This window comes from Bradyrhizobium neotropicale, assembly GCF_001641695.1.
GTDB lineage: Bacteria > Pseudomonadota > Alphaproteobacteria > Rhizobiales > Xanthobacteraceae > Bradyrhizobium > Bradyrhizobium neotropicale.
The window spans coordinates 60,493-77,836 of sequence record NZ_LSEF01000033.1; the positions used below are offsets into that span (position 1 = coordinate 60,493).

The 17,344-nt window shown below is 63.2% G+C and carries 17 protein-coding genes; 5 read left to right on the top strand and 12 right to left on the bottom strand.

The window, feature by feature from the left end; all coding sequences use genetic code 11:
• Positions 1–113: 113 nt before the first annotated feature.
• The 4 genes from AXW67_RS08415 to AXW67_RS08430 form a co-directional block, all read right to left on the bottom strand.
• Positions 114–899, bottom strand: a complete 786-nt coding sequence (locus tag AXW67_RS08415) for a hypothetical protein (RefSeq protein WP_245315483.1) — start codon at positions 897–899, stop codon at positions 114–116.
• A 234-nt stretch (positions 900–1,133) separates the two neighbouring features.
• On the bottom strand, positions 1,134–2,921 hold the full coding sequence (locus AXW67_RS08420) for a chloride channel protein (protein WP_063677487.1): 1,788 nt from the start codon (positions 2,919–2,921) through the stop codon (positions 1,134–1,136).
• Positions 2,922–2,934: 13 nt separating this feature from the next.
• Positions 2,935–3,588 (bottom strand): class II aldolase/adducin family protein, encoded by a 654-nt coding sequence (locus AXW67_RS08425; protein ID WP_201723651.1) that lies wholly within the window; start codon positions 3,586–3,588, stop codon positions 2,935–2,937.
• Positions 3,589–3,746: 158 nt separating this feature from the next.
• Entirely contained in the window at positions 3,747–4,373 is a 627-nt protein-coding gene (locus AXW67_RS08430) for a MarC family protein (RefSeq protein ID WP_063677488.1), read from the bottom strand.
• Between the two features lie 152 nt (positions 4,374–4,525).
• Here AXW67_RS08430 and AXW67_RS08435 point away from each other — a divergent pair, with 152 nt between their 5' ends.
• The 4 genes from AXW67_RS08435 (at position 4,526) to AXW67_RS43090 (ending at position 8,241) form a co-directional block, all read left to right on the top strand.
• Positions 4,526–5,107 (top strand): YciE/YciF ferroxidase family protein, encoded by a 582-nt coding sequence (locus tag AXW67_RS08435; RefSeq protein WP_063677489.1) that lies wholly within the window; start codon positions 4,526–4,528, stop codon positions 5,105–5,107.
• 195 nt (positions 5,108–5,302) lie between these two features.
• Entirely contained in the window at positions 5,303–5,686 is a 384-nt protein-coding gene (locus AXW67_RS08440) for an Hsp20/alpha crystallin family protein (protein WP_027551089.1), read from the top strand.
• 8 nt (positions 5,687–5,694) lie between these two features.
• A complete protein-coding gene (gene lon / locus AXW67_RS08445; RefSeq protein ID WP_063677490.1) occupies positions 5,695–8,076 on the top strand; it encodes an endopeptidase La in 2,382 nt (793 codons plus the stop codon).
• A gap of 6 nt (positions 8,077–8,082) precedes the next feature.
• Positions 8,083–8,241, top strand: coding sequence for a hypothetical protein (locus AXW67_RS43090; protein ID WP_198024673.1), 159 nt, complete (start codon positions 8,083–8,085; stop codon positions 8,239–8,241).
• A gap of 71 nt (positions 8,242–8,312) precedes the next feature.
• On the opposite strand, the gene AXW67_RS08450 is transcribed toward AXW67_RS43090, so the two are convergent.
• From AXW67_RS08450 to AXW67_RS42675, 7 genes are all read right to left on the bottom strand, one after another.
• Positions 8,313–8,615 (bottom strand): HU family DNA-binding protein, encoded by a 303-nt coding sequence (locus tag AXW67_RS08450; RefSeq protein WP_027528369.1) that lies wholly within the window; start codon positions 8,613–8,615, stop codon positions 8,313–8,315.
• A gap of 281 nt (positions 8,616–8,896) precedes the next feature.
• Positions 8,897–10,129 (bottom strand): acetyl-CoA C-acetyltransferase, encoded by a 1,233-nt coding sequence (locus AXW67_RS08455; RefSeq protein WP_063677491.1) that lies wholly within the window; start codon positions 10,127–10,129, stop codon positions 8,897–8,899.
• 371 nt (positions 10,130–10,500) lie between these two features.
• Complete coding sequence (locus AXW67_RS08460; RefSeq protein ID WP_063677492.1) at positions 10,501–11,958, bottom strand: GH1 family beta-glucosidase; 1,458 nt, start codon at positions 11,956–11,958, stop codon at positions 10,501–10,503.
• Positions 11,959–12,119: 161 nt separating this feature from the next.
• Positions 12,120–12,569: a DUF2721 domain-containing protein gene (locus AXW67_RS08465; protein ID WP_063677493.1), complete on the bottom strand. Its 450-nt coding sequence runs from the start codon at positions 12,567–12,569 to the stop codon at positions 12,120–12,122.
• 142 nt (positions 12,570–12,711) lie between these two features.
• A complete protein-coding gene (locus tag AXW67_RS08470) occupies positions 12,712–13,095 on the bottom strand; it encodes a hypothetical protein (RefSeq protein ID WP_063677494.1) in 384 nt (127 codons plus the stop codon).
• An 80-nt stretch (positions 13,096–13,175) separates the two neighbouring features.
• On the bottom strand, positions 13,176–13,598 hold the full coding sequence (locus tag AXW67_RS08475) for a hypothetical protein (RefSeq protein WP_063677495.1): 423 nt from the start codon (positions 13,596–13,598) through the stop codon (positions 13,176–13,178).
• A gap of 287 nt (positions 13,599–13,885) precedes the next feature.
• On the bottom strand, positions 13,886–14,161 hold the full coding sequence (locus tag AXW67_RS42675; RefSeq protein WP_161491240.1) for a SemiSWEET family sugar transporter: 276 nt from the start codon (positions 14,159–14,161) through the stop codon (positions 13,886–13,888).
• Positions 14,162–15,082: 921 nt separating this feature from the next.
• Between AXW67_RS42675 and AXW67_RS08485 the strand changes: the two genes are divergently transcribed.
• Positions 15,083–15,583 (top strand): DUF1269 domain-containing protein, encoded by a 501-nt coding sequence (locus AXW67_RS08485; RefSeq protein WP_027551096.1) that lies wholly within the window; start codon positions 15,083–15,085, stop codon positions 15,581–15,583.
• Positions 15,584–15,734: 151 nt separating this feature from the next.
• On the opposite strand, the gene AXW67_RS08490 is transcribed toward AXW67_RS08485, so the two are convergent.
• On the bottom strand, positions 15,735–16,955 hold the full coding sequence (locus AXW67_RS08490; RefSeq protein WP_245315485.1) for a transporter substrate-binding domain-containing protein: 1,221 nt from the start codon (positions 16,953–16,955) through the stop codon (positions 15,735–15,737).
• Positions 16,956–17,344 lie beyond the last annotated feature (389 nt).

Consider the following 17,344-nt stretch of genomic DNA (forward strand, 5'->3'; position numbering starts at 1 on the left):
CTAGCCTAGAGGTTGCAGAGAATCTGGCAAGTCCGCCGCGCGTGCGGCCTATCGCCATCGCGATGGATGTCCGGCCGGACGTCGCTACAACAGCGCGCCGCTATCGATCGCGCCTATTGTTGTGCGGATCGCAGCTGCAGCGGAGCCGGCTGCCGCACCGTGGCATGCGGTGACGGCGTTGCCGGCGCCGGCTTGCGCGTCGTGGCTGCAGCCGGGCGTGGCGCAGGCACGGGCGCTGCGCTCGTCTTCTGCCCCGCATTCGGCCGGTCGGGCGTTTTCCCGGCGACCTCGGGCGTCTTGTTGTCCGGCGTCTTGGCGACAAGCCGTGCCATTTGTTCCTGGCCTGCCTTCAACTCGCCGGCAAGCCTGACGCTGTCGAGCGACATCTGCTCCTGGTTCGCTTTCAATTGCGCCTGGCTCGCCTTGAGCTCGTCGATGCCTTGCTGCACGTTTGCGACATCGCTCGCCAGCTTCTGCAGCAATTCCGTCAGCTCCGGGGGCAGCGCGCTCCCGGTTGACGCGACCGCTTCCGGTATGGCTTCAGCGGCCGCTGCAGGTTGCGGCGATGCCGGCGGCGCCTCGGCGAGCTGAACAGTTGGGCTCGGCTGAGCGACGGGGGCTGGCTCTTGCGACTGGGACGACGTCGCAGCGCGCAGCGGTGCCCAACCGGCGATCATCTGCCTGACCGTATCACCGTAGGATGATTGCGAGACCAAGGCAGCGGTGCCAATCCCCGCTGCCAGCACCAGGCCGGCGATGCCGCGCAGCGCCGGCCGGCCACGCGGCGACCGGCTGCGTGCGTCATCGCGCTCGAGCCTGGAAAGCTGCTCGCTGGCGCGCGCGATCTGTTCATCGACGCTCTTGATTTTCTCGAAGGTGTGCGAGAGCTCTTCGTCCATGCGTGCGGACAGCGCATAACGCGGCTCGATCGGTGTTGTTACGGAGTTCATTGGCGCTTCCCTCCCCCCAGCCCAATGTCGCCCGAAGGCGTCCGTCGCATTTGCTCTGGCTGATGATCGCTCACGCGATTTGTCCAAAGCAAGACCCCATCATGGAAATTAGGAGGCAGGGCGACGACGAGTTCCGCAGCCCCCTCCTCCGATACCTATCTCGACCCTCGAGGCCGCAGAGGCTTACGACAGCGCCCCCAGCACGCCGCGCGTGGCTTTGTCGATCTCCTCGACATAGCGGCGGCGGGCGAAGGTCTCGGACAGGAAGCCCACCACCTTGCGGCTGTCGGTGGAATCGACCACCGCCAGCATCTCGGCCTCGGCTTCGTCGAACACCGCCATCGCCGACTTCACGTTCATTTCCGGGATCAGCACGATGTCGATGTAGCGGGCGAGCTCGACCACCTGGATGTCGTCGGCGATGGTATCGAGATCGCTGGAAAACAGGTCGGGCAGCATGACGAGGCCGACATATTCGTCAGCATTGTTGACGACGACGATGCCGGGGCGCGACCCCAGCGCGAACTCGCGCCGCGTCGCGGCAATCGTCGTGGTCGCCGGCACCTTGCCGACGTCGGAGCGCATCAGCCGCTCGACGGTGAGGTTGCGCAGCCAGCCGACATCGTTGGCGCTGCGGATGGTCTCGCCGCGCAGGTGCAGGCGCCAGGTCGAGAAGGAATGGCCGAACATGAAGCGGACGCAGATCGAGGTGACGATGCAGCCCGCCAGCACGACAGCGGTGACGTCAACATTGCGCGTCATCTCGAGCACGAGAAACGACATCGTCAGCGGGCCGCCGACGATGGCGACGCCAAGCGTCGCCATGCCCGTCAGCATCGCCACCAGCGGGTCGATCGCGAAGTCCGGGCTGATGAGCAGCAGCAGCGCGGCGAAGAACTTTCCGATCAGGCTGCCGACGAACAGCGAGGCGAAGAACAGGCCGCCGCGAAAGCCGGAGGCGAGCGAGATCAGACAGGCCATCAGCTTCAAGGCAATGATGATCGCGATCAGGCCGATCGTCATGTCGTGAAAGAGATCGAGCACCATGGCGCCGTGGCCGGCAGCGAGCACCTGCGGAGTGACGATCGCAAAAGAGCCGACGATGAGGCCGCCGATCACCGGGCGCAACCAGACCGGCAGCCAGGCGAACAGGCGCTCGAACGTCGAGGACGAGCGCATGACGGCGATGCCGACGCCGCTGGTGACGAGCGCGAGCCCGATCAGCGCCAGATATTGCTCGATGCCGACCGAAGAGACCTTCGGTATCTCGATCGAGTACGGGGCGCCGCCGAGCCACTGTGCGGTCAGTGCACCGGCGAGCGAGGCCGCCAGGATCGGCGCGGCGCTGCCGACCGAATAGACGCCGACGATCAGCTCGCAGGCGTAGAAGGCGCCAGTGATCGGCGCGCCGAACGCCGCCGCAATCGCCGCTGCGGCGCCGCAGCCGACGATCAGACGCAAATCGTTGCGGCGGAGATTGAAGAACTTGCCGAGCAGCGAGGCGATGCCCGAGCCGATCTGGGTATAGCCGGCCTCGAGACCGACGGATGCGCCGCAGCCGTTGGAGATCAGCGTCTGGCTCGACACCACCACGCTGTCGCGCATCGAGAGATTACCGCCGCGCAGCGCATTGGCCTCGATCGGGTCGACCGCGTTCGATATCTTCATCCGCCGCCGCGACCATTCCATGATGCCGAGCGCGAGCCCGCCGAGCGCGGGCGCGAGCAGCGCCGCCCAGGGGCTGACGCGCGCATGGGCGGACAGGCGGACGTCGACGGGAATGCCATAGATCAGGACATGGGCGATCTGCGCGATCTCGGCCATCAGCGTCACCACCGCGCCGGCAAGCGTGCCGATCACGAGCGCGAGCGGGATCAGGTAGAACTCGTTGCTGCGCAGCAGCGCGCGCAGGCGAACCATGACCCGGTTCGAACCCTTGCGATCGACGATATGCCTGATCCGCGCGAACACCGCCTGCCCCGCCCTAGCCTTCGGACATGCCGTAGCCGGCCATACGCTGGCGGACCCGTTCGATCTCGGCGCTGGTGAGCAGCGGCGGTTTCCCTATCTGGAGGCAGCCATGATACTGCCGCGCCAGCGTCTCGACCTCGACTGCGAGCCACATCGCCTTGTCCAGGGTCTTGCCGATCGCGATCAGGCCGTGATGGTCGAGCAGGCAGGCGAGCCGGCCCTCCAGCGCTCGGACCGCATGCTCGGACAGTTCCGCCGTGCCGAAGGTGGCATAGGGCGCGCAGCGGATGCTGTCGCCGCCTGCGGCCGCGATCATGTAGTGCACGGGCGGAATGTCCATGCCCATGATCGCCAAAATGGTCGAATAGGTCGGATGGGCGTGGACGACGGCGTTGACGTCGTCGCGCGACTTCAGAATGTCACGATGGAAGCGCCATTCGCTCGACGGCTTCTGGCTGGCGGCATGGGAGCCGTCCATGGCCATGACGACGATCTGGTCCGGTGTCATGGCATCGTAGGGCACGCTGGTCGGCGTGATCAGGAGGCCGTCATTGTGCCGCAGGCTGATATTGCCCGAGGTGCCCTGGTTGATGCCGAGCGCATTCATGCGGCGGCAGGCGTCGATGATGGCCTGTCTCTTGTCGAGCTCGTTTCCTGTCATCGACATCTCGAATTCCGGCGATGGAAGCTTGCTAGAGGGGAAGTACGTCAAAGCAATAAGACAGTGCAAGAGAAAGCGGACCTCGCCGCGCATTGTCATGCTTGCGGCCCTGCCGCAGCTTAAAATAGACAGTAAAATCAATGCATTATTGAATCGGCTTAGGATCAGGGCAGCCCCGCGCGGACGGCGGCGATGCCGTTGATGACGAACTGCACCGAATAGGCGGCAAGCAGCATGCCGAGCACGCGCGACAGCACCGCATTGCCGGTGCGCCCGAGCGTCCGCGCGATCAGCGACGCGGAGGCAAAGCACAGCATGCAGAGCAGGCAGACCGAGATCACAACCGCGATGATGAGCGCGAGCTTGACGCCATAGCCGGCATTGCCCGCCAGCAGCAGAGTAGTGGCGATCGCCCCTGGGCCGGCCATCATGGGGATGGCGAGCGGAAATACAGCGACATCGGAGGCATGCTCGGACAGCGCCTTGTCGGCCTCGCGCGCCTCGCGATGCGGCCGGTCGCCGAAGATCATCTGATAGGAGACGCCAAACAAGAGCAGCCCGCCTGCGATCTGGAACGCCGGGATGCCGATCCCGAGCTGGCGCAACAGCCAATTTCCGACCAGCGCGATCACAACCAGGATTGATGCCGCGATCAACGGTGCACGCAGCGCGATCGTCCGCTTGATTTTGTCGGGCATGCCCCCGGTCGCAGCGAGGAAGGCCGGTGCAAGGCCGACGGGGTCGACCACCAGCAGCAACGTCACGAAGGCGGACAGGGCAAAGTCGAGCATGGGAGAATGCGTCTCACGCAAGCGGTGGCTTGAGCTGCAATCCATAACGGCTCGCCGCGACCTCTGCGAGGAACATTTGCTCTCGCAGACTCTTGATCGCCCGAGGATTGAGGAAGGGCATGCCTTCCCGTGTCACCTCAAGAGGAGGATATATGGCTAGACGAACCACGAAGCGAACAACCAAGAAACGCGCAACCAGGAAGACTGCGGCGCGGCGCACGCGCCGGGCGCCGAAGACGCTGAACGATTTGTTCCTGGAGACGCTGAGGGACATCTATTTCGCCGAGAACAAGATCATCAAGACCCTGCCCAAGATGTCCAAGGCCGCGCACTCGAAGGACCTTGCGGCCGCCTTCAACAAGCATCTGCGCGAGACCCAGGGCCAGGTCAAACGGCTCGACCAGATCTTCAAGATGCTTGGCAAGCCGGCGCGCGGCAAGCCTTGCGAGGCGATCAACGGCATCACGGACGAGGGCGCCGAGATCATGAGGGAGTTCAAGAACGCCCCTGCCCTCGATGCTGGCCTGCTCGCTGCGGCCCAGGCGGTCGAGCACTACGAGATCTCCCGCTACGGCACGCTGCGCACCTGGGCCGAGGAACTCGGCATGCAGGAGGCCGCAACGTTGCTCCAGGCGACGCTGGACGAGGAAGAATCGACCGATCGCGCGTTGACCGAGCTCGCCACTTCCGTGATCAATCTCGAAGCGGAAGGCCACTACCGCGCTGCGGCTTGATACCGCGCCGGCCCAATTGCTCCCGACGGCGCTGCGGACCACATCCGCGGCGCCGTCAGTCTGACTGAAGGGGACTTGCGGTCTGGTTCAGATCGCGCAGACCGGGCATACTCTGAACGCGCAATGCTGGACTTCCCGGGAACCATCCCCATATGCGGTTCTTCCAATCGCAGCGCCTTCCTCAGAGCCTTGCCCATGCAACCGAAAAATCCCCTCGACTGGATGCTCTCCGAAGCCCTGGACTCGCTGACCCGCGCCGAGCGGCTGCGTCAGCAGTTCGGCCGTCAGGAAGCCTGCTGGGAGCCGCCGATCGACGTGCTCGAGACCGAGCATGAGCTCTTGATCCTGGTCGCGCTCCCCGGCGTCAATCCCGACAATGTGGAGACGGTGATCCATGACGGCGTGCTCGTCATCTCCGGCCAGCGCACGTTGCCGGCCGAACTGCGCAACGCCCGCATCCACCGGCTCGAACTGCCGCAGGGACGTTTCGAGCGCCGCATCGCGCTTCCCCTCGGCCGCTATGCCATCAGCCGCTTCGTGATGGACGGCTGCGTCGCACTGCGCCTCGCCAAATCCTGAGGTCGATCATGGCCCCCGAACAGATGAACAATACGCCAAACACTGAATCCGTCAGCATCCCGGACGATGCGCTGATCATCATCCCCGTCCGCGAGATGGTGCTGTTTCCCGGCGCGATCGCGCCGATCGCGGTCGGCCGTCCGAAGTCGATCGCGGCCGCGCAGCAGGCGCTGCGCGAGCAGCGGCCGATCGGTATCCTCCTGCAACGCAATCCCGAGATCGACGATCCCGGCCCGGACGATCTCTACCGGGTCGCGACCATCGCCAACATCGTGCGCTACATCACCGCGCCTGACGGGACGCATCATGTCGTCTGCCAGGGCGTGCAGCGCGCCCGCATTCTCGACTTCCTGCCGGACAAGCCATTTCTGGCTGCACGGTTTCAGCAGATTCCAGAGCCGGCGACGACCTCGGCCGAGATCGAGGCCCGTTCGCTGAACCTGCAGCGCCAGGCGATCGAGGCGATCGAGCTGTTGCCGCAGGCGCCGCAGGAGCTGGTCACGATGTTCCAGACCACTACCGCGCCCGGCGCGCTGGCCGATCTGGCGACCTCCTTCATGGACATCAAGCCGCAGGACAAGCAGGAGGTGCTGGAGACCATCGACCTCGCCCTGCGTGTGGAGAAGGTGTCGAAGCAGCTCGCCGAGCGGCTGGAGGTGCTGCGCATCTCCAACGAGATCGGGCAGAAGACCCGCGCCGCTTTCGACGAGCGGCAGCGCGAGGCGATTCTGCGCGAGCAGATGGCGACCATCCAGCGCCAGCTCGGCGAAGGCGACGGCAAGGCGGCCGAGGTCGCCGAGCTGACGGCTGCGATCGCCAAGGCCGGCATGCCGCCGGAGGCGGAGGCGCACGCCAAGAAGGAGCTGCGCCGCTACGAGCGCATGCCGGAGGCCGCCGGCGAATCCGGCATGGTCCGTACCTATCTCGACTGGCTGATCGAACTGCCCTGGGCGCTGCCCGAGGAGAAGCCGATCGACATCAAGGAGGCGCGACGCATCCTCGATGCCGATCACTTTGGCCTCGAGAAGATCAAGAGCCGGATCATCGAATATCTCGCCGTGCGCAAGCTCGCGCCGCAGGGCAAGGCGCCGATCCTGTGCTTCGTCGGCCCGCCCGGCGTCGGCAAGACCTCGCTCGGCCAGTCCATCGCGCGCGCGATGGATCGCCCCTTCGTACGCGTCAGCTTGGGCGGCGTGCATGACGAGGCCGAGATCCGCGGTCACCGGCGCACCTATATCGGCGCGCTGCCCGGCAACATCATCCAGGGCATCAAGAAGGCAGGCAGCCGGAACTGCGTGATGATGCTGGACGAGATCGACAAGATGGGCCGCGGTGTGCAGGGCGATCCCTCTGCCGCGATGCTGGAGGTGCTCGACCCCGAGCAGAACGGGACGTTCCGGGACAACTATCTCGGCGTGCCCTTCGACCTGTCGCGCGTGGTCTTCATCGCGACCGCCAACATGCTGGACCAGATCCCGGGTCCGCTGCTGGATCGCATGGAGCTGATCAGCCTCGCCGGCTACACCGAAGAGGAGAAGCTCGAGATCGCGCGCCGCTATCTGGTGCGGCGGCAGCTCGAGGCCAACGGGCTGACGGCGGAGCAGGCCGAGATCGAGCCGGAGGCGCTGAAGCTGATCGTCAAGGGCTATACCCGCGAGGCCGGCGTGCGCAATCTGGAGCGGGAGATCGGCAAGGTGTTCCGCTACGCCGCGGTGCAGGTTGCGGAGGGTACGGCCACGAAAGTCGTCATCAGCCCGAAGGACATCAGCACCGTGCTCGGTCAGCCGCGCTTCGAGGGCGAGATCGCACTGCGCACCAGCATTCCTGGCGTGGCCACTGGCCTTGCCTGGACGCCGGTCGGCGGCGACATCCTGTTCATCGAGGCAACGCGCGTCCCCGGCCGGGGCGGGCTGATCCTGACCGGTCAGCTCGGCGACGTCATGCGCGAAAGCGTGCAGGCGGCGCTCACGCTGGTGAAGAGCCGCGCGACCCAGCTCGGCATCGACCCGGCGCTGTTCGAGAAGAGCGACATCCACGTTCACGTTCCGGCGGGCGCAACCCCGAAGGACGGACCGAGCGCGGGGGTCGCGATGTTCACGGCGCTGACCTCGCTGCTCACGAGCCGCACGGTGCGCAGCGACACCGCGATGACCGGCGAGATCTCGCTGCGCGGCCTGGTGCTCCCGGTCGGCGGCATCAAGGAGAAGGTGGTCGCGGCCGCGGCCGCGGGGCTGAAGCGGGTGATGCTGCCGGCGCGCAACAAGCGGGACTACGACGACATCCCGAAGAGCGCGCGGGACAACCTCGAATTCATCTGGCTGGAGCGCGTGGACGAGGCCATCGCCGCGGCGCTCGAGCCGGCCGGAGCCAAGGTCGAGGCGGCGGAGTGAGATCAGATGAACGAACGAGTGGGAAGAGCGAAAAGGTCCCGGACGGCGCAGCGCCTGCGCCAATTGCTCGATCGCGCCATCGATCGGCTTCGGGACGCGCTGCCCGGTGTACCGCAGCCGCGGCTTCAGCCGGTTCCGGTGCGGGTGAAGCGCCGCAAGGGCTGATCCCTCTGCTTCAGCCCTCGCGGCCGCCCCCTAAACAAAAGGCCCCCTCGTTTGAGGGGGCCTTTGCGTTCTTAGGCCACGGCGTCCTTGGCGGCCTTGACCGGGCGGGCGCGGACGATCTTCCGGGCCGGCTTGGCCTTGAACATCATCTCTTCACCCGTGAACGGGTTGGTGCCCTTGCGCGCCTTGGTCGCGGGCTTCTTGATGACCACGAACTTGGCGAAACCCGGCACCAGGAAAAGGCCGTTCTTCTTGAGCTCCTTGTGGCCGACGTCGGTCAGCGTCTCCATGACGTTCTTGACGTCGCGCTTGGAAAGCTCGGTGGCGGTCGCAATCTTTTCGATCAGCTGCGATTTGGAAAGTTGGGTTGGCATCGTGTCTCCTCTGATTCGTTGCCGGTTGCATATTAGACCAACCGTTGAAGGCCTATAGCCTTCTGCACAGTTTTATCGCGAAAATACGGGCTTTTTTGCCCCCCTGTGGCAAAAAACCCTGCTTTTTAGCCACTTCCGGAGCGGAGGAGGCCTCGGCAGCGGGTTTTTGCCTTGTTTCAAAGGCCCGCACGCCGCCTTGCTAAAGCTGATTCCATGCTTTCGACAAGCGACGACCGGCCTCTTTATGGGAGGCCGGTCGCGATTCACCCGGGAAAACAAGGCTAGACGCGCTCGATGATGATGGCGGGGGCCATGCCGCCGGCGGCGCACATGGTGACGAGGCCGCGCTTGAGGTCGCGCCGTTCGAGCTCGTCCAGCACGGTGCCGATCAGGATCGAGCCGGTGGCGCCGATGGGATGGCCGAGCGCGATCGAGCCGCCATTGACGTTGACCCTGGCGCGGTCGAGCTTGAGGTCGCGGATATATTTCTCCGCAACCACCGCAAAGGCCTCGTTGATCTCGAACAAATCGATGTCGTCGATGGTGAGGCCGGCCTTCGCCAGCACCTTGCGGGTCGCCGGCACCGGCGCGTTCAGCATCAACGTCGGCGAGTCCCCCATATTGGCCATCGCCACGACACGGGCGCGGGGCTTCAGGCCATGCGCCTTGGCGTAGGCGGGCGAGGCCAGCAGGATCGCGGCGGCACCATCCACGACGCCGGAGGAGTTGCCGGCGTGGTGCACGAAGTCGATCTTCAAGTCCGGATATTTTTGCAGGATCAGGCCGCGATAGGTCGTGCCCTTGTCGTCGAGTGCATAGTCGGCGATCGCGGGGAATGCAGGCTTCAGCGAGCCAAGACCTTCCATCGTGGTCTGCGGCCGCGGATACTCTTCATGATCGAGCGCGAGGCTGCCGTCCTCGCGATGGACCGGCACGAGGCTCTTCTTGAAGTGGCCGCTCGCCATCGCATGCGCAGCGCGCTTCTGGCTCTCGAGGCCGAGCGCGTCGACGTCCTGCCGGGTGATGCCCTCGAGCGTCGCGATCGCATCGGCGCAGACGCCCTGATGCGACTGCGGATGCCTGGCGCGAAGCCGCAGGTTGCCGGAGTCCATCATCATGGGGTTAGACCCGCGCCGTCCCTCCATCGACATCATCTCGCAGCCGCCGGCGACGACGAGGTCTTCGGCGCCCGCCATGATCGAGGCTGCCGCCATGTTGACGCTGGTGATGCCGGAACCGCAGAAGCGGTCGAGCGTCACGGCGCTGGCGCGCACGTCGTAGCCGGCATCGAGCGCCGACATCCGCCCGAGATCGCCGCTTTGCGTTGCGACCTGCGCGCTGCAGCCCCAGACGATGTCGTCGACATCGGCCGTGTTGATCCCGGTGCGATCGGCGAGCGCACGCAGGACGGTTGCACCAAGCTGCTGCGGATGAATACCGGACAGCGCTCCCTTGCCGGCCTTGCCGACGCCCCGCGGCGTCCTGCAGGCATCGATGATCAGCGCGTCAACCATGGGCGTTGTCCTCTTCTTATGGATGTTGAGGGCGTTTTGAATCAGGGGAAGAGTTGAGTCAATGCGTGCTGGCGCGCCCCCCCTTTGCAAAAAACTCGAAAACAACCCCATGCAAAGTAGAAATGCGGTAGCGGGATGACGCCTGGCGCATTCGCGAACCAATTGACACGTCGGGCAAAACACCGGCAACAATGTATGATCGCGCAATCCGTACGAGAGCTCCTTTTCACCTCGCCCCGCTTGCGGGAAGAGGTCGGATTTTACGCGCAGCGGAAAATCCGGGTGAGGGGGAGCTTCCGCGAGGACGGTGGTAGATGGACTCGTGGATAGAGCCCCTCACCCCGTAAGAACGGGGAGAGGGAGAAGTATCGCTACACCCCCGCCGCATTCTTCGCGATCACGTTGCGATAGAAGCTTGCACTGAGCTTCGGCGTCCGCACCTGCGTGTCGAAATTGACATGGTAGAGACCGAAGCGCTTGTTCAGCCCGAACACCCATTCGAAATTGTCCATCAGGCTCCAGAGGAAATAGCCGCGCACCGGCACGCCCTCTTCCGTCGCGCGCTGGAGCTGCGCCAGATAGTTGCGCAAATACATGATGCGGTCGGTGTCGTAGATCTTGCCATCCGGCGTCACCCTGTCGTCCCCGGAGGTGCCGTTCTCGCTGACATAGATCGCGCTGGTTTTCCATATCTTCGCAGCCAGCTTCGGCACCCAGTAGATCGTCTCGGGGCCGACGCGCAGCCAGTCCGAGTTCATGTGCGGAAAGGATTTCGGGATCGGCAGCGGCGCAAAGCCCGCACTCTGGTCGGACGGCACGACATAGTGCTGCGGCGCGTAGATGTTGAGGCCGAGGAAATCGACCGGCGAGGAGATGATCTTCAACTCCGCATCGGTGTATTTCGGCGCGTCGCTGCCGGCGAACTTCAGGAAGGCGTCGGTATAGCGGCCCTCGATGATGACGTTGAGATAGCTGGCATTCATCTCGCGCAGCGCGATCTCGGCGGCGCGGACGTGCTCGGGCGTGTCGATCGCGGGAATGCAGGCATCGATGTTCTCGGCCGGACCGACGCGCGTGCCCCGGCTGCCGTGGGCGCGTACCGCCTGCACGGCGAGCCCGTGCGCGAGCGCGCTGTTGTGCCTGACCTGGTTGATCTCGGCCTGTGGCAGCATCAAGCCGGGCGCGTCGATGCCGTTGCCGTAACCGAAGTAGACGAAGCGGCCGCTCTCGTTCAGAGTGAACACGTTCCTGACGCGATCGGTCAGGCGCTCGGCGACGTAAGCTGCATAATCGCCGAACGCCTTGCAGGTCTCGGTCGAGCGCCAGCCGCCAAAGCGGTCCTGCAGCGATTGCGGCAGGTCCCAGTGATAGAGCGTCAGCCACGGCTCGATACCGTTCTTCAGGAGCTCGTCGACCAGCCGGTTGTAGAAGTCGAGCCCCCTGGGGTTCGGCTTGCCGTCGCCGTCCGGAAACACCCGCGGCCAGGCCACCGAGAAGCGATAGGCCTTGCAGCCGAGTTCCTTGATGAGCGCGATGTCGTCCTTGTAGCGATGGTAATGCTCATTGGCGCGGTCGCCGTTCGTGCCGTCCTCGATCTTGCCGGCGACACGGGTAAAGTTGTCCCAGATCGAGGCCCCTCGCCCGTCCTCAGTGACGGCGCCCTCGACCTGATAGGACGAGGTCGCCGTGCCCCAGAGAAAGCCGGGCGGAAAGCCGCCGGCGCCGCGCGGAGACGGCTTCGCCTCCGACATCTCCAGCGGACTTGTGATTCCGGCTGCGGACAATCCCGCGAGCTTCGCGAACCGGCGACGCGAGACCTTGTCCGACATTGATGCTGCTCCACTTCCATAGCTTCGGACCGGCACAATGACCAGTCCCGGTCGATTTGAGAAGGCCCGAAGCCGACTTCTCCGTGGCAACAACAGACAGGAATATCGAACGCAATGAACCGCAGCAGCGTAACGTCCCCGCCCCGCGAACTCGCTGTGGTCTAGGCGCGAAAGTCATTCTCGTGAAGTGCAATCCGAGCCTCTCGCGCCAGATCGATCAGTGACAGGCAAAATAGCACGAGCGCGGCGACGAACAATATCGCAACCCCGTACTCATGAGCCATGCTGAACATCGAGCTGATGAAGGCAACGATGATGATGAGGGCCGTCAGAATTGCGGAGATGATCGAGCACAACAATGACCGATTAAGCAGAGCAGCTCTACGCTTTAGACGCGGTATATCGGCCTTCAGGTAAGCCTTGGAGCTATCGTCATCGACGATGGCGTGCAGGATTTGGGATCGATCGACAACACGGTTGATCCTGGAGATCAGCACCGCAATGAAGGAGGCAACAGCCCCCAGCAGAAATGCCGGTGCGGCGACCGTTGCGATGATGCGGCTGAGTTGGTCGATCGAAGGTGGCCCCATTGGCAGCAGCGCGTCCAGCATCGGGTGATCTTTCAAGTGCACGATGAGTGATCGAGATGGCTCGACATTGGCGCCGGCCCCGAGCCAGCCGGTGCGACGATTGCGACGGGTTGACCAAAGGTCGAACGATTCTTGACTGGCATGGTCAAACGCAGCAGCGAGATTATGGGCAGCGCTGATATGTCTTGAGACTGCCGAAATCGGGGCCGACCGAAATCTGGTTCGTGTCGTCAGAACGGATGACGAGGTTGGTTTCCGACCACTGCTGCTGCGCGTCCTCGTTCGGGCAACGCAAACGGGCGGAATAGAGTGCCCCGTGCGGGCTGGGGGTTTCGCTCACCCACATCACGGTACAGTTCCCCGCAGGCCCGGCGTAAGTCTTGGCTGCGAGTGCGACGGCCGATTTGTCCGCGATTTTGCAGGCATCCGCGCTCGTTGCCCATGATCCCTGCAGCGCCTCCGGGATCGACGCGTGCCGTTTGATGTCGGCGATCGCAGCCTGCGACGAGATCGCGATCGAGAGGACGAGAGGAATAGCTATACGCATGACACACCCTCCTGCTGTTCGGGGCATTGGCAGGTTGCAGCGCGCAATTGCCCCAAGGGGCGTAGGCCCCGAGACCGTGGTCAGTTCGCAGTCGTGGCGTCGCTCGCCTTGCTGTCTGGAATTCGCGTCCAATACTGATGGTATTCGTCACCGATAGCGTAGATGGTTTGATCCGACTTGAGGTCCAACACCAGATCCTCGCCAAGGTCTTGGGTTCGGAACTTCCAGGTCGGCCGCTGATCGGGCCAAAGGTTGGGGTTCTGATAGGGCTTGGGATCCGGCAAAAAATTCCAGTAGGCCCATCCACACGGGCCCTGGAATAAGCCATTCTGGTTGTACCGTTCGTCGGTACGGATGACCGCCCCCAACGGCACGTCGCCATATCGATGGCTGCCCTTTGCCGCAGCTCTTTTCTCAAACGAAAAGGGGTCCTGAGCAAAACCCGAAATGGTCGTCGTAAAAAAAGCTGCGGTGATCAACACCGCCGACAATCGCATGCCCATATCGATCTCCGTAGCGTCTACGAAGCAGGCGGCGCAATGCTTTGCCCAAGCATAAATCTCGTCTTGACTTAGATCAACAATATCGGCGGGACCCCAGTCTGGGTAACATATCCATTTAGGGTCAACCGTACACCTGCGACGTCGGCCTGTTCGAGGACTACTCGACGTTCGAAAGCGGAAAGGTCGCCGCTTTGATGGTGGCGTATCGCTGTCACCCGCTGCAGCGCGAGCTCCACTCAGAACGCCACCCGCATCCCTGCATAGAACGCACGCGGCGTTGCGTTTGATCACGATCGCGCTTCCTGGCGGCGAAAGTGCACGTATGCCCCGACGGTCAGATAATTGATCACGACTGCAATCACATTCCACATGATGATGTTGCTTGAGCCAATCAACATGCCGTAGATCACCCAGAGAATTTGAAAGGTGCCCGTGATGGCTGCCATTCTGGGATTCATGCCGACGCTGGAGCGCTGTTTCAGCATCGCAATGAGATCGGGCAGAGCCGCGAAGGTTGTCCCGAGCCCCGCCGCGAAGCCGATGATTTGAGTAAGGTCCACCACGCTTCCTCTCAACGCTGGCCGCGCCGCAGATGCGTACGCTTGGCGCGTCCCAAGTGCGCGTCGCGGCCCTCGCCCCAATCGATTTCGCGGTGCGTGACGTTTGATACGATGAACAAATACGAGGGCGTTATAGCCTCCCCAGCCGTCTCCAGGCGCAACGGCCATGTTCGCCATGCGGCCTTGCGTACCCGCACGAACGGCAACGAACGCCCATTGAAGCGCATATCGTTGCCGATGCTGGGCCTCGCCGTCGCCGCTCAGCCAACGAGGGGGGTTTCGCTGATTTCGTCAATCCGAGTTGCTCGACGAACCGAACGCCACGACCCGCATATGATTGCAAGTGTCGTGGCGGATTTGGACCATCAGGCTAATGAGTCAATTTATAGCAGTGGCCGCCGCCCCTGTGCTTTACACGCAGACGACAGGCTTCCAGCGTCGAAAATGAGCAGTCAGGTTGTCCTGTGGCCTTCGCCCCTCTCAACTGCGCACAGAAGCTGGCAGCATTGGCGGGGCCCTGAGGACAGAGAGCGAAGCCGAGCGAGAGAAGCATCATCGCGGAGATCAGCCATAGCTTAGAACCCGACATAAGTTCCTCCTATGAGGTTTCGCCCCCGTCGCGAGCTCGATTCCAAACACCGCGCGATCATCCATGAGCCGAGCGCGCTTGCTCACGTGTATATCTCTTCACTCAGGACTGCCAAAGCCTGTTGCTCGTTCGGCAAACCTGCGAAGTCTCATGGCGCGGCGCCACATACGGCAATCCCGCTTACTCAATCGCGCCGAGACCACGAGTCTCCGATTTGTGAACACGCGAGTCCGATTAGCCGACAGGAGACTTTTTGCGCCGTGTTAAACGATAGCCGCGTGCAAACAAGCGCGTGTGATCAGGGGCAGCACTTCAGGTCAGCACGGGAGCGTTCAATGTCAGACCTCGTTGCGATTGTATATCCATCCGAAGCCAAAGCAGAGGAAGTTCGGCAGAAAATACTCAAGCTGCAAAAAGAGTATCTGATCACGATCAATGATGCCGTGATCGCCGTCAAAACGGGAGACTCTGTCAAGCTCAATCAGCTTGTGAACACCACGATGACGGGCGCCGCAAGCGGAAGCTTCTGGGGACTGCTGTTTGGATTGGTGTTCTTGAATCCGCTTATCGGCGTGGCTCTCGGCGCCGGCGCAGGCGCGTTGGGCGGCGCGCTGACCGACTTCGGGATCAGAGATCAATTCATGAAGGATCTCGCGTCGAAGGTGAAATCGGGAGATGCTGTTCTATTCCTGCTGATCCAGAACATGACTACAGACAAGGTTCTCAATGAGATCAAGGATGCAGGAGGGCATGTTCTCAAGACCTCGCTGGACGAAAAGAAGGAGCAGCATTTGCGCGATACCCTCGCTGCTGCGGCTCAGGCAAAGGCTGCCTAGGCGTGTGAGGTCCTAGCTCGCCTCGTCCACCCGATCAGGCGGATTATCCCCGGTCGATTGGCGCATCTTCGTCGGCGGTCAACCTGCCAGGCGCTCAGCGCGGCCGGGGAGCCGAAAACTGGTTGCGCCTGACGATGCCTGGCAGGAGGCATCAGGGCGTTCGAGCAGTTCCAAGGGTCTCGAACAGCGTTTGCTGCCACCAATCGCTTTCAACCTGATCGAGGACGGCGAGATCGAGCATCGGCCGCAGAGCGCTGTTTCTGGGCAGAACGATCGCATAGCTCTCGCTGCTGAAGCTGGTCTCGACGACACGGACCGAACCCGAAAAGTCATTCCGGACCATCCAGATCAGGAGGGGCTTGTCATGGGCAAAGGCATCTATCTTGCCGGCTCCGAGCGCAGAGAGGCCGCTTTCAATGTCCGGAAAAGTTCGAAAGGAAAGCCGGTGGCGGCCGAGGTAGTCCGCCGTGGTGGAGTTCGCGACCGCGCCGACACGCACGGAGCGCAGGTCGTTGAAGCCGTGAACGGCACCCTCGAGCCCTCTGCGCGTCAAGGTGGAGGTGATACCGGCGGTGAATACGGCGATCGCGATGACGGAAGCGATCATCCAGCCCATTGCGACGATCCGGCCTGGGAGGGTTGCCGGAGCATTGTGGGCAGCGCCCGCCTGGGTCATGGCCATCGTCGACCACCAGAAGCTCGAGCCTAGCCCCTTGGCGCCGCCGCCGAAGTGTTCCGTCTTGCGCCGCTCCAGCACCCAAATCAGGAAGCCGACCGCGAGCGCGAGACAGAGCAGCACGCCAACAGCCTGGAAGAAGCCGAAGGAAAGCAGCGCCCGCCCGATCGAGACCCACGGATTCTCGTTGATCGGCACCGCTATTCCGAGCCCGGTATTGTAGAAAGGTTGAGTGAAATCGACGCTGCGTGCACGCGCAGCGGTCACTGTCACGGCGGCAACGCCGGCGTCGAAGGTGCCGTTCGCAATGCCATCCAGGAGATCCGGGACACTCTGGGTTTCGACCAGGCGAAAACGCAGATGCTCCCGATCCGCGATCCTCTTCCAGAGCGCAATGCTAATGCCGCCCCAGCCCCCGTCCGATTGCTTGATCGCAAACGGGGGTGCCGCCTTGGTTGCCACCACCAATTCCCTGTCGGGGGCCGCTCTCTCCTGGGCGTGGAGCGTATTGAGGCCGAACGCAAGCATGGCCAGCGACACGAGGCACAACAAGGCGGGTCGAGCCGACGAACTCACCTGCCTGGATCGAGGGGTCAGATCCTGCCGGCTCGCGCAGTCGACGACCGTCCGGCACGAAACTTCGTTCTTCGGACGTTCGCCGTAAGCGACTAACGGAACTTGGTGGAACGAATTCACTGCAGACCTCGAGGCCCCCGATTTCCAAGCAAATCCCGATTATTTGGCAATTCCACGGAGACCTTGAGCTACCCCGGCATAGGACAGGCCGTGTCCCGCAATGGGTCGGAAACCGACTTCAGCCGCGGCCGGCCTTGCCTCGGCTCCGAGCCCATTACCGAAAGCTGCTCGCCAAACGAAATCAGATACGGAACCCGTCGCCACCGTCGGCCTCGTCAAACCCTACGGCGAAACTCCAAGTTGAGTGAGGGATTCTCCCGATTGAAACAGGCCCTCCAACGCGTCTCATTCTCTTGATTCAGATCAAGGGCCGTGCGGATCACAACCCATGTCATTGCGACTTCGACAGAAATGTCAGATGCCAACGCCGTAAGCGGACTTGACTGGTT

Coding starts and splice junctions, on each gene's coding strand:
- AXW67_RS08435 (WP_063677489.1), top strand. CDS start 4,526: ATGGCTAGACGAACCACGAAGCGAACAACCAAGAAACGCGCAACCAGG.
- AXW67_RS08430 (WP_063677488.1), bottom strand. CDS start 4,373: ATGCTCGACTTTGCCCTGTCCGCCTTCGTGACGTTGCTGCTGGTGGTC.
- AXW67_RS08450 (WP_027528369.1), bottom strand. CDS start 8,615: ATGCCAACCCAACTTTCCAAATCGCAGCTGATCGAAAAGATTGCGACC.
- AXW67_RS08485 (WP_027551096.1), top strand. CDS start 15,083: ATGTCAGACCTCGTTGCGATTGTATATCCATCCGAAGCCAAAGCAGAG.
- AXW67_RS08475 (WP_063677495.1), bottom strand. CDS start 13,598: ATGGGCATGCGATTGTCGGCGGTGTTGATCACCGCAGCTTTTTTTACG.
- AXW67_RS08415 (WP_245315483.1), bottom strand. CDS start 899: ATGGACGAAGAGCTCTCGCACACCTTCGAGAAAATCAAGAGCGTCGAT.
- lon (WP_063677490.1), top strand. CDS start 5,695: ATGGCCCCCGAACAGATGAACAATACGCCAAACACTGAATCCGTCAGC.
- AXW67_RS08460 (WP_063677492.1), bottom strand. CDS start 11,958: ATGTCGGACAAGGTCTCGCGTCGCCGGTTCGCGAAGCTCGCGGGATTG.
- AXW67_RS08470 (WP_063677494.1), bottom strand. CDS start 13,095: ATGCGTATAGCTATTCCTCTCGTCCTCTCGATCGCGATCTCGTCGCAG.
- AXW67_RS08465 (WP_063677493.1), bottom strand. CDS start 12,569: ATGCTGGACGCGCTGCTGCCAATGGGGCCACCTTCGATCGACCAACTC.
- AXW67_RS08440 (WP_027551089.1), top strand. CDS start 5,303: ATGCAACCGAAAAATCCCCTCGACTGGATGCTCTCCGAAGCCCTGGAC.
- AXW67_RS08425 (WP_201723651.1), bottom strand. CDS start 3,588: ATGTCGATGACAGGAAACGAGCTCGACAAGAGACAGGCCATCATCGAC.
- AXW67_RS43090 (WP_198024673.1), top strand. CDS start 8,083: ATGAACGAACGAGTGGGAAGAGCGAAAAGGTCCCGGACGGCGCAGCGC.
- AXW67_RS08455 (WP_063677491.1), bottom strand. CDS start 10,129: ATGGTTGACGCGCTGATCATCGATGCCTGCAGGACGCCGCGGGGCGTC.